The organism is Pseudomonas sp. MDT1-17 (genome assembly GCF_054898105.1).
Genome location: NZ_JBUBVM010000001.1, coordinates 1,075,999 through 1,086,859, shown reverse-complemented (window position 1 = coordinate 1,086,859; position 10,861 = coordinate 1,075,999). Strand labels below are relative to the sequence as shown.

General features: G+C 57.0%; 9 protein-coding genes and 1 pseudogene. 5 read left to right on the top strand and 5 right to left on the bottom strand.

The features are described 5' to 3' along the window. Nucleotides 1–304: 304 nt before the first annotated feature. Nucleotides 305–622, top strand: a complete 318-nt coding sequence (locus ACYZTX_RS04745; protein WP_462036986.1) for a transposase — start codon at nt 305–307, stop codon at nt 620–622. Nucleotides 623–657: 35 nt separating this feature from the next. Then, a complete protein-coding gene (locus tag ACYZTX_RS04740; protein WP_462033167.1) occupies nt 658–1,044 on the top strand; it encodes a transposase in 387 nt (128 codons plus the stop codon). Nucleotides 1,045–1,083: 39 nt separating this feature from the next. On the opposite strand, the gene tssI is transcribed toward ACYZTX_RS04740, so the two are convergent. Further along, nucleotides 1,084–2,199 (bottom strand): type VI secretion system tip protein TssI/VgrG, encoded by a 1,116-nt coding sequence (gene tssI, locus ACYZTX_RS04735; RefSeq protein ID WP_462033166.1) that lies wholly within the window; start codon nt 2,197–2,199, stop codon nt 1,084–1,086. Nucleotides 2,200–2,488: 289 nt separating this feature from the next. Between tssI and ACYZTX_RS04730 the strand changes: the two genes are divergently transcribed. After that, the gene (locus tag ACYZTX_RS04730; protein WP_462033165.1) at nt 2,489–2,791 is read left to right on the top strand and encodes a helix-turn-helix domain-containing protein; all 303 of its coding nucleotides are present in this window, start codon (nt 2,489–2,491) and stop codon (nt 2,789–2,791) included. Between the two features lie 1,256 nt (nt 2,792–4,047). Here ACYZTX_RS04730 and ACYZTX_RS04725 read toward each other — a convergent pair. Beyond that, nucleotides 4,048–4,941 carry a PA4780 family RIO1-like protein kinase gene (locus tag ACYZTX_RS04725; protein WP_123369234.1) on the bottom strand — a complete coding sequence of 298 codons (894 nt, stop codon included), beginning with the start codon at nt 4,939–4,941 and terminating at the stop codon, nt 4,048–4,050. A gap of 400 nt (nt 4,942–5,341) precedes the next feature. Here ACYZTX_RS04725 and ACYZTX_RS04720 point away from each other — a divergent pair. Together ACYZTX_RS04720 and ACYZTX_RS04715 are read left to right on the top strand one after the other, a co-directional pair. Continuing rightward, a pseudogene (locus ACYZTX_RS04720) lies at nt 5,342–6,430 on the top strand (cache domain-containing protein); the annotation flags it as partial. Nucleotides 6,431–6,520: 90 nt separating this feature from the next. Then, nucleotides 6,521–7,288 carry a methyl-accepting chemotaxis protein gene (locus ACYZTX_RS04715; protein ID WP_462036985.1) on the top strand — a complete coding sequence of 256 codons (768 nt, stop codon included), beginning with the start codon at nt 6,521–6,523 and terminating at the stop codon, nt 7,286–7,288. Between the two features lie 73 nt (nt 7,289–7,361). Here ACYZTX_RS04715 and ACYZTX_RS04710 read toward each other — a convergent pair whose 3' ends face one another. The 3 genes from ACYZTX_RS04710 to ACYZTX_RS04700 form a co-directional block, all read right to left on the bottom strand. Further along, a complete protein-coding gene (locus ACYZTX_RS04710; protein WP_462033164.1) occupies nt 7,362–8,357 on the bottom strand; it encodes an IS110 family RNA-guided transposase in 996 nt (331 codons plus the stop codon). A 300-nt stretch (nt 8,358–8,657) separates the two neighbouring features. Next, the gene (locus ACYZTX_RS04705) at nt 8,658–9,449 is read right to left on the bottom strand and encodes an AraC family transcriptional regulator (protein ID WP_462033163.1); all 792 of its coding nucleotides are present in this window, start codon (nt 9,447–9,449) and stop codon (nt 8,658–8,660) included. A gap of 113 nt (nt 9,450–9,562) precedes the next feature. Further along, the gene (locus ACYZTX_RS04700) at nt 9,563–10,840 is read right to left on the bottom strand and encodes an acetyl-CoA C-acetyltransferase (protein ID WP_462033162.1); all 1,278 of its coding nucleotides are present in this window, start codon (nt 10,838–10,840) and stop codon (nt 9,563–9,565) included. Between the last annotated feature and the right edge of the window lie 21 nt (nt 10,841–10,861).

Genomic DNA, 10,861 nt, shown 5'->3' with positions numbered 1-10,861 from the left:
CGTTGTGAGAGGGGAGCGTTTTCATGCGCCCCTCTCATGAAGCGGTCATTGATCTCGAAATTTGGGAAAGAAGGGCGCGCAGAAGACGAATCAATACAGGGGGTGTAAAGCGTCGGACGTTAGGTCCGTTTCCCAGCCTGGTGCTTGCTTGTAGCAGATTTATACGATTTCACTTTTAACCCGGCGTAGCCGTCTCCAAATGCGCCGGGTTATTTTTTTGTTAGATGACGATGAGGCACACTGCGAATTTTGCTCATGGTGTTATGAGCGGGTAGAGGCGTGGGTGAGAGTTTGAGTTGATGTACTGTCTTTCCTGGAGCGGCGTCGCCGCTGGAGCCCAGAGCAAAAACTGGCCATGGTTCGCGAGAGCCTTGAGCCAGGGCTAAGTGTTTCGCTGGTGGCTCGGCGTCACGGCATCAATCCCAACCCGTTGTTCCTGTGGCGCAAGCTTGACCAGGAAGGCAGTTTGTCGACGGTCAGTGCCGGTGAAGCCGTGGTACCTGGCTCTGAACTGCGCGATGCGCTCAAGCAGATCCGTGAACTGCAACGGATGCTGAGCAGGAAAACGATAGAAGCAGAAATCCTCAAAGAGGCCGTGGAGATTGCCCGGTCGCGAAAATAGGTTGCGCACTCACCCTTGTTGCCGGAGGGCGACCAGTGAAGCTGATGAGCAAATGTCTCGATGTAGCGCGCTCGCTATTAACGGTTCGAATCAAACCATCGGTATCGCCCAAAGTGCGGCGAAGCAGGCCTGTGGACGATGCTGATCTGGTGGTTGAAATCCAGCACCAGGTCAGCGGGCTACCCAGCGATGGCTACCGTCGGGTCTGGGGATTGCTGCGTCGCGCCAGTGAAATACAGTCGCTACCGGCGATCAATGTGAAGCGGGTTTGCCGGGTCATGCGTGATCATAACTGGCTGCTTGAACGCCGAATCAAGCAGCCCGGTCTGCCGCGCCGGCACGAAGGCCGTATTACGGTGAAACCAGCGATACGGTTTTGTAGAGGCAAGCCCAGTCGGACCATGCGCCTAATTTCACCATGACATTAGGCGTGCAGTGCATCGTTACCCCTAGATAAATGACTAATCTCTCGGGCCACTAGGCTTCTTGTGAACCCGAGGTGGGTGATAGAACAACTCCCAGGGACGTGCAATAAAACAGTTGCGGTAACCATGATGGAAGCCATCCTCATTGTCAGTGCTGCCAATGGTGGCGTTCCCGCTCCATATTGGTGCCTGCTTGCCTTCGTGAAAGACCTTAGTCAGGAGCCATAGATCGTTCAGCTCTTGGCGCGGGTGCCCTGATATTTCCAGGACGTGGCCACTGACCAACTGGGAGTGGTTACTTTGCCCCTCGGCTTGGCAATAAGCAGCGTGGCGGCGTTCCAGCGTATGCAGATTGATTTGTTTACCGGACTCAGGGCCGATAAAACGCATCAAGGCATCCTCGTGCCCCGCGCTTTTCTCACGATGAGAGGATGCGCCTTCCGGAAGGCGCGGCGGCTCAGAATTATAGGTGTGGCGAAATACACAGTGGGTGAGGGTCTTCAACTGTAGAGTGAAGCGTTTGATCAGCGGCTTGTCGGACGCTGGATCACTCTCCGGTCGATAAGGTGTGGGTTGCCCCATCTTCGGAAAAACCGGCTGCTCATCGCCAAAGACCAGCGCGTGGCCTTGAGCGCTGTGCTGGAAGTGGTAATGAATGCCCTCTTCTTCGCACAAGCGTTGAATAAAATGCAGGTCAGATTCTCCGTATTGCTCACAATGTTCGCGCTCAGCATAGATCGAGTTCAGTTGAAACCGATAAGCGTCGCTCAAAATGCCGTGCTCTTCCAAAGTTAAAGCGACGATTTCCGGCACGGAGAGCCATTGATAGACTTTGGTGCTGACACGATGACGCAAGTAGGCTAGATCTGGGACTAAAGCCACGCTGTAGCGCGTAAATTGCTGATCAACACCTCCTTGGACGACGTGGTAAATTCGCCCATGGATGCCGTCTCCCTTCGTGCCAAAAGCCAGGTAAGCCGGTTTGTCAGTAAGGCTTTTGAGGTCTATGTCCGACCGACCGCTAACGAGCTCAACGTTGAAAAAGTAGGGACTGCTGATTGCTTCCTGACCGCTGAACGCAAGCACTTGGAAGTCATGGTCGTAACCGTCGATTGTCAACCTGAAGTGCGGCTGATTGGCTGGGTTGAACATCCGCTGTTCTCTCCTTGATAAAGTGTTGAGTTGGCGCTGTCGCAGATATTGGTATCGGAAACGCTCAGTGAGAGCAGGCCAATGGCCAAACCACTTGTTACGGTCCACACCATCGCAGGCACTGGGGCGATCACGGCCTGTGACTCACTCTCTCTCAGCGAGTTCACCGCTGAAACTACGCACGATCGGCAAAATCACTAATACGCTCGCACCTAGATACTACCAATACGGTAGTATTTAGCGAGCCTTTGATCTGCACGATGTTGTTTTTTACATCTGGATCGATTCGATGGGTATGTTGGGCAAGCGAATCAAGCAAGCACGCGTGCTCGCCGGCCTATCGCAAGAGGGGCTTGGGCTACAGGCGGGGCTGGACGAAATGTCAGCGAGTACCCGAATGAATCGCTATGAGTTGGGGAAAAGAGTTCCCAACCCGGATTTTATGGAGCGTTTAGGCAGAGTGCTCAACGTGCCAGCATCGTATTTCTATGCTGTGGATGACGACGAAGCTGAACTGCTGGTGAAATTCCACAGGCTCAGTCCAGCAGCGCGCCGGCAATTTATGAAGCACCTGACACAGCTGGTTGACTAAAGCCGCAGCCTGCATCAGCCAAATCAGCGATGAGTTGATTCCGTTTGGAGCGCTCAGTGTTGGATCACGAGGGGATCACTAAGGCAACCAGTGCGGGCAGCAGGCACTTTTATGTGAGAAGGGTTGTGAATTCTGGTGAGCAGGTGGTTTTTACGTTGCCTGGACTGCGGCACGTGCGCACGGGGTTGCGTCACGTCCGTAGCCACAGGCAATTTGATTAAATGACTTCGCATCGAAACAACCTCCACGACGAAGGCCGCACTTGCGCCCCGCGAGCCGCGCGAGTGAGTCCGAGATCTTCAGACGATCTTCCGAGTGACGGCTTGGTCGCGCTGGCCCTGTTACGGTTCGGGCGCATCCCGTTGATGTGTTTATTTGCCTTTCCCGGGCAAGGCGTGCTGAGCGCCAGCGCTTTTGCTTACTCGATGCCCGTTACCGAAATGGAACGCTCACTCTTGAGCACCCGGGGCGCAGTGTCGGCGGGGGTTGTTGGCGCACCCGGTGCCTGGGATGGCACCGCATAGCGCAATCAAGCGGTGCAGGTGGTGATCGCTCATTACGCGGATATAACCTTTGATCGGGTGAAAAACCTGGATGTCGGCGCGGGGATCAACATCAGCAAGAACATACCGTTTGACGCTGGGCGAAGTGTCAGATTTTGCAACGAATAATAATACCCGAGGTACTTCTTTCCCCGTGACGTTTGGCGTCACCGGTCGCCCAACAAAAGATGTTGCTGTTGGTGTGGCCGTTGATTATGAGTCGTCGGGAAAGTCTACGGCAGTCTCAGGCACAAAATTCTACGCGCTGAAAAGCGTACGTGGGAAGGTGCGGCATCCCGGACGCTGAACCGGTGTGGAGCAAAATCGACATTGGCTTTAAAACTAGCCACCTCTCCTGCAAAATGATGCGTCATAATAACGCTTCAAACGAGGTGATGAGGTCAATCAACACTTGTAGGGCTTGTGAAGGCTGCGTTGATCTAGCCGAGAGATCAAATAGGTGTCAACACGGGTTGAAAACTGACCCGCCCGGGGGGGGTAAAAACGGTTTTTTCGTGCTCATAGTGTGTGGTTTTCGGCAAACTATGACTGGTTTTTATGTGGTTTTCGTGCTGTGTATGTGTGGTTGTTTCACTCCTTTCGCAAGTTTTTTAGGTGTCCACTTGTCGTGCGGAAAGGCCCATTCTTTCGGTATGTAGCTCAATCCGCACATTTGGAAAATAGATCCCTCCCCCCTAGTTTCTCATCAACCAATCACTGCATCCAGGGCGGAGGCGGCTCTTCGGTTTTGCCCGGTGGCGCATCATCTGCCGCACGCACCGCTTGCTTACGCTCTTCATCCAGGCGTGCCGCCTCGATCTCGCGCATGATCCCGCCAACGTCGGCCAACTCTTCCGGCTCGTCGAACTCGCCGGTCAAGACACTGGCCGGGTGCAAGGTGCCGGCTTCAAACAAAGCCCACATTTCCTTGGCGTACTTGGTCTTTTTCAACTCCGGCGCAAACCGCCCGAAGTAGGACGCCATGTTGCCAACATCCCGCTCCAGCATGCTGAACGCGTGGTTGTTGCCCGCCGCATCCACCGCTTGCGGCAGGTCGATGATCACCGGGCCAGTCGGGGTCAGCAGTACGTTGAACTCCGACAGGTCACCATGCACCAGCCCGGTGCACAACATCAGCACGATCTGCGAAATCAGAAATGCGTGATATTCGCGCGCCTGATCCGGTTCCAGCACCACGTCGTTCAAACGCGGGGCGGCATCACCGTACTCGTCGGCCACCAGTTCCATCAGCAGCACGCCTTCAAGGAAGTCGTAAGGCTGAGGGACCCGAACGCCAGCACCGGCCAGACGGAACAACGCCGCCACTTCGGCATTCTGCCAGGCGTCTTCGGTTTCTTTCTTGCCAAACTTGGAGCCCTTGGCCATCGCCCGAGCCTGACGGCTGTTGCGCACCTTACGGCCTTCCTGATACTCGGCCGCCTGACGGAAACTGCGTTTATTTGCCTCCTTGTAGACCTTCGCGCAACGTAGCTCGTTACCGCAGCGCACTACATAAACAGCTGCTTCTTTACCACTCATGAGTGGGCGCAGCACCTCGTCGACCAGACCGTCCTCGATCAGGGGTTCAATGCGTTTTGGAGTCTTCATCAGCTTTTATTGGGGGTCCTTTATTACCAAACACGCGAAAGTCATTCGTTATACGGCAATCCACTCATTCGGGGGAGGGGTTGCCGACCTATGAACGTTCCCATCGACATCAAGAAACACACACTGTGCCGGATTAATCAGGCAAATCCGACCCTCGTCATCGGCCGCCCCAGATCATAGCTGAACCAGCGTCACGTGTTGCTGTAGGGCTGGGGGGTATTTGCGACAGAAGTTGACACCTCGATTCATACCCTTCGTAGGATTTTTCTTAATAGGCCTCAATTTCCGCCTCCATCAGCCGAATTCATCAGTGACAAAGTGATTTGTCCGACAATCGTTCTGCCAATAATCCGCGAGTCATCTGCACTGCGTGGGCCTACAAGAAAAATCTGGAGCGCGGATGAACATCAAACAGAAGTTGACCTGGGCGTTTGCAATCATCGCCTGCTTGCCGGTGGTGCTGGTCGCTACCCTCGTTGTGATGAACTTGCGCAGTGATGCCAAGGACAATTTCGTCGACGGCAGTGGTCGTGAAATTCGTCAGGTCAGCAACGCCATGCAACTGTTCTTTGACGGCATCAGCCAGAACGTGGATTACCTGGCGACCCAACCGCTGATCAAGAATTCCGACGACAGCCTCAAGACCTATATGAGTGCCAACGCCGAGAGCATTCCGCAAGGCGAGATGGATAAAAAAGTCTTCGCCCTGCTTCAGGACCTGGGCAACAGCCATCCGTCCTACGCCTATGCCATCCTCGGCACCGCGGCGGGCGGTTATGTGTCCTGGCCGGACGATGCGAAGCTGAGCAATTACGATCCGCGCCAGCGACCGTGGTACAAGGCAGCCCAGGCCAAACCGGGCAAGCCGTTGCGCACTGAGGCCTATTACTGGGCCCAGGACGACGTGACTTACGTCAGCACCGTGCGCACCATCGACAACAAGTTGGGCACCCATGGCGGCGTGGTCAGCATCGACGTGACGCTCAAGCAGCTCACCGAAATCGTCAAACAGATCAAGCTCGGTGAAACCGGCTACCTGATGCTTTTGGAAAACACCGGCACCGTGCTGGTCGATCCGAAGCAACCGGAACACAACTTTAAAGCGCTGAGCAGCCTCGGCGACGGCTACGCGCAACTGGCCAAGGCCGGCAAAGGGCTGGTGGAAGTCGAGTTGAACGGCGAACGCTACATGGCCAACGTCTGGCCGTCGGAGCAACTGGGCTGGACCTTTATCGGCCTGATCAAGCAAACCGACGTGATGAGTTCGGCCACTCAACTGACCTGGTTGATCGCGATCATCGCCGCCGTGCTGGCCGTGTTCTTCGCCATCGTCGGCGCCAGTTTCGCCAGCCTCATCGTGCGGCCGATCCGCAGCGTGGCCAGCGGTCTGGAAGGTATCGCCCAAGGTGAAGGCGACCTGACCAAGAACCTGCAAATCCGTGGCAGCGACGAAACCGCTCAACTGGCCAGCTGGTTCAACCAGTTTTTGGCGGCGATTCGCAACCTGATTCAGAGCATTGGCGGCGCCGCGAACAAGATCCTCGCCACCTCCAGGAGTTCGACCCAGGTCTCCAGCGACATGGCCGAAGCGGCCGGGCGTCAGCGTGAAGCGGTGGACATGGTCTCCACGGCGTTCCACGAAATGGTCGCCACCGCCAACGAAGTCGCGCGCTCTTGCAGCCAGGCGGCGGAATCCGCCGACAGCGGCCAGCGCCAGGCGCGCGAAGGTCAGCAGCAGATTGATGCGGCAGTGACCAGCGTCGATCGCTTGAGCCAGGAAATCGAACAGTCGGCCCAGTCGATGCAACAGCTTGAGCGCGACAGCAACGACATTCAGTCAATCCTCGGGACCATTCGCTCGATTGCCGAACAGACCAACCTGCTGGCGCTGAACGCGGCCATCGAAGCGGCACGGGCCGGTGAACAGGGTCGTGGTTTTGCGGTGGTCGCCGATGAGGTTCGGGCGCTGGCCAAGCGGACTGCCGATTCCACGGCGGAAATCGACGGTTTGCTGGGCAACCTCGCCAAGCGCACCAGTCAGGTGACTCAGCAAATGCACGCCAGCCTGCAAGTGTCCCAGCAATCGGTGACGCGGATCGGTGAAGCACGCAGCAGCTTCGGGCTGATTCGCGAATCGGTCGACGTGATCCGCGACATGAACACCCAGATCGCTACTGCGGCGGAAGAACAGCATCAGGTGGCTGAAGACATCAATCGGCACATCAGCCAGATTCATGGTGATGCGCAGTTGGTGGCGGAACTGGCGAACTCGGCGCGGCTGGATTCGCAGAGTCTGGCGGGGTTGTCGAGTGAGTTGGATGGACTGGTTCGGCGCTTTAGAACCTAAAAATCAAAAGATCGCAGCCTTCGGCAGCTCCTACAGGGGATCGTCTTACATCCTGTAGATACTCTGTTCACGGTCAAGCTTTCGCGAGATGTTTTTCGCTAAAAAGTTTGGCCGTATTAAATTCTTCTCCAGATCGCATGCAGGCCCATAACCCGGTCAGGTATTTGCGCATCACTGCTCCGATGGCCTGCATTTTCTTCTTGCCGCGAGCTACCAGCGCCTCGTAAAAGGCCTTCACATTCTCATCACAGCGGATTGCCGTCATTGCCGGCATGAACATCGCTGCCCGTAAATACGCGTTGCCGCATTTGGACATCCGGCCTGGCCGGTTCACGCTGGTGCCTGACTGGGTCAACCTTACGTCGAGCCCTGCATAACGGCTGACCTGTGCCGATTTAAGCGTCACCGGCAGCGTTGTCAGCTCAGCCAGTGCGGCGATGGCCGAGGCTTCCCCCACGCCGGGGGCGGCCATCATGCAGCGAAACTGCAAGCTCAGATCCGGGCATTTGGCGATGGCCTCGCGTGCGGCCTTCTTCAAACGATCAATCCGTGTGTCCAGCGCTGCAATCGCATCTTTTTCATCCTCGATCAGCAGTTCAACACTCGTTTCCGTCGCTTGTAATGCGTGCAACTCGTTCTTGGCTCGGGTCCGATGGCCAATCAGCCGGTTGATATGACGACCAATCGCACGCAGCATCAGTTGATCTGCAGTAGGTGGCACCCAAAGTCTAGGCGCCATGCGTTCACCATATTCGGCCAGCAGTTGAGCATCAATCTGGTCAGTTTTGCTGTTTTGCAGCATCAGCTTGGCAAAATTATGGAAGCTTTTGGGGTTGATCACCGAGACCGGTAGGCCGGCGGCGTGCAACTCCAGCGCAAGGTCCAGGTAGTAAATGCCGGTGGCCTCCATGACCACGCTCAGCGGTTTGAGGCCCAACATCTTGGTCACGGCAGCCTTACGCCCCTTGGGTGTGTGCTGAATGTCCCACTGGCCTGATGTTTTACCGTTCTGCCGCCATCCCATGGCAGACGTTTTGGCACCAATGTCTATGCCGACATGAGTATTCATGCTTTTCACTTCCCTGACTTTCGGTAAGATTGCTTCTGGTTCCCCCGACCTCGAACTTCATGCCACTGCAACCTTGTAATGCGAAGTCCGACTTGTCGGCTTCTCGATACTCTTCGTGGTGGGCAATGAGGCGGGGGGGCCTCTCTACAGACAAGGTCAGGAGCGAATCCTGCCTTCAGGAGCGATCGGCCTCCCCCAGAAACGTACTTGCTGCTGTATGAATCCTTGAGCGTAACCTCTCTCGTTGGAATCAGGGTCAACATACAAGGAGCTGCCGCAGGCTGCGATCTTTTAGCGTCGTCACTGTTTAAACAGTTCTCCGGGGGTAAACCCGAACAGACTTTTGAACGCCGCAATAAACGCCGAAGTCGAGTCATACCCGCAAGACAGCGCGGCATTGGTCACGCTGTTCCCCTCCTCCAGCAAACTCAATGACGACAACAACCGCATCCGCTGCCGCCACCCACGAAAACTCAGTCCGGTTTCACGCTGGAACAAACGCATCAGCGTTTTCTCCGACATGCCCAACCGCTGCGCCCACTCCTGCAACGTCACACTCCGCTCAGGGCTTTCGATCAGTTCGTTGCACAACCCCAGCAACCGTTCATGGCGCGGCAACGGAAGCGAGAAGCCGACTTCCGGCAGATGCGCCAACTGATCCAGCAACACGCCGACCAGCCGCGATTCCTGGCTGTCGCCCTGTGGATACTCCACCGCCAGCAAACAAAAATGCTTGATCAGCTCCCGGGCCAATGGCGTCACTTCCAGCACCCGGCAACGCCCGTCTGCCCATTCACAATCCTCGCGGCGTACATAGAGGCTGCGCATTTCGGCGCGCATCGAGGTCACCACCTGGTGTTCGAGATCCGCCGGAATCCAGATCCCCCACTGCGGCGGCGCAAAGAAACTGCCTTCGGCGGTGTGCACGCCGAGAACGCCGCTGATCGCGTAGGAAAACTGCACCCAATCGTGTCGATGAGACGGCGTCCACGAACCGGCGTTGAGACTTTCCGCACGGGCATAGAGCGGACGCGGCAGCGCCGTCAACGTCGGAATCGTCCGTTCGAGGGTAAGTTGTCCGCTAGCCGGCATTATTTGACCTTATGTCGCAAGACGGTAGATAAGGCCGACGTTAGGCTAAGTCATCAATTCTTACAAATGTATTCAGCGCGCTGAGCTGGCGGCGCAACACAACACCGCGATCCTCAGCGCTCAATAATCGCCGTAACACCTTGGCCACCGGCGGCGCAGATCGAGATCAGCCCTCGGCCCTGCCCCGCTGCATCCAGCAACTTCGCCAGGCTCGCGACGATGCGCCCGCCGGTAGCGGCAAACGGATGCCCGGCCGCCAGTGAACTGCCTTTGACGTTGAGGCGGCTGCGGTCGATGGAGCCCAGCGGCGCATCGAGACCGAGGCGGGTTTTGCAATAGTCCGGATCCTCCCAGGCCTTCAGCGTGCAGAGCACCTGCGCGGCGAAGGCCTCGTGGATTTCGTAGTAGTCGAAGTCCTGCAATGTCAGGCCATTGCGCGCCAGCAAACGCGGCACCGCATACACCGGCGCCATCAACAGCCCTTCGGCGCCGTTGACGAAATCCGCCGCTGCCGCTTCGCCATCGCGCAAATAGGCGAGGATCGGCAAGCCACGTTCCTTGGCCCATTCTTCACTGCCCAGCAGCACCAGCGACGCGCCATCGGTGAGCGGCGTCGAGTTACCCGCCGTCAGGGTGCCCTTGGCGCTTTTCTCGAACACCGGTTTGAGGGAGGCGAGTTTTTCCAGGGTCAGGTCCGGGCGCAGGTTGTTGTCGCGGGTCAGGCCGAGGAACGGCGTCATCAAATCGTTGTGCCAGCCTTCGGTGTAGGACGCGGCCATTTTCTGGTGGCTCTCCAACGCCAGTTGGTCCTGTTCGGCGCGCGGAATATTCCAGGCCTGGGCCATCAACTCGCAGTGCTCGCCCATCGACAGGCCAGTGCGTGGCTCGCCGTTGCGTGGCAGATCCGGGATCAGGTGACGGGGGCGTAGCTGCAGGAACGTTTTCAGTTTGTCGGCGGTGGTTTTGGCGTGGTTGGCTTGCAGGAGGATTTTGCGCAAGCCTTCGTTGACGCCGATCGGCGCGTCGGACGTGGTGTCGACGCCGCCGGCAATACCGCATTCGATCTGGCCCAGCGCGATTTTATTCGCCACCAGCAGCGCCGCTTCCAGACCGGTACCGCACGCCTGTTGAATATCGTAGGCCGGGGTGGTCGGCGACAGCCGCGAGCCGAGCACACACTCGCGGGTCAGGCTCATATCCCGGGAGTGCTTGAGCACCGCCCCCGCCACCACTTCGCCCATGCGCAAACCGTGCAGGTTGTAGCGTTCGATCAAGCCTTCGAGCGCTGCGGTGAGCATCGCCTGGTTACTGGCGGTGTCATACGGCCCGTTGGAACGGGCGAAGGGAATACGGTTACCACCAATAATCGCAACGCGGCGAAGCTGAGTCATGAAAAGCTTCCTATTCTGTGA

What these genes read in the sequence shown, in the direction of transcription:
- ACYZTX_RS04730 (WP_462033165.1), top strand. Translation starts at nt 2,489, where the DNA reads ATGGGTATGTTGGGCAAGCGAATCAAGCAAGCACGCGTGCTCGCCGGC.
- ACYZTX_RS04725 (WP_123369234.1), bottom strand. Translation starts at nt 4,941, where the DNA reads ATGAAGACTCCAAAACGCATTGAACCCCTGATCGAGGACGGTCTGGTC.
- tssI (WP_462033166.1), bottom strand. Translation starts at nt 2,199, where the DNA reads ATGTTCAACCCAGCCAATCAGCCGCACTTCAGGTTGACAATCGACGGT.
- ACYZTX_RS04715 (WP_462036985.1), top strand. Translation starts at nt 6,521, where the DNA reads ATGGCCGAAGCGGCCGGGCGTCAGCGTGAAGCGGTGGACATGGTCTCC.
- ACYZTX_RS04700 (WP_462033162.1), bottom strand. Translation starts at nt 10,840, where the DNA reads ATGACTCAGCTTCGCCGCGTTGCGATTATTGGTGGTAACCGTATTCCC.
- ACYZTX_RS04705 (WP_462033163.1), bottom strand. Translation starts at nt 9,449, where the DNA reads ATGCCGGCTAGCGGACAACTTACCCTCGAACGGACGATTCCGACGTTG.
- ACYZTX_RS04710 (WP_462033164.1), bottom strand. Translation starts at nt 8,357, where the DNA reads ATGAATACTCATGTCGGCATAGACATTGGTGCCAAAACGTCTGCCATG.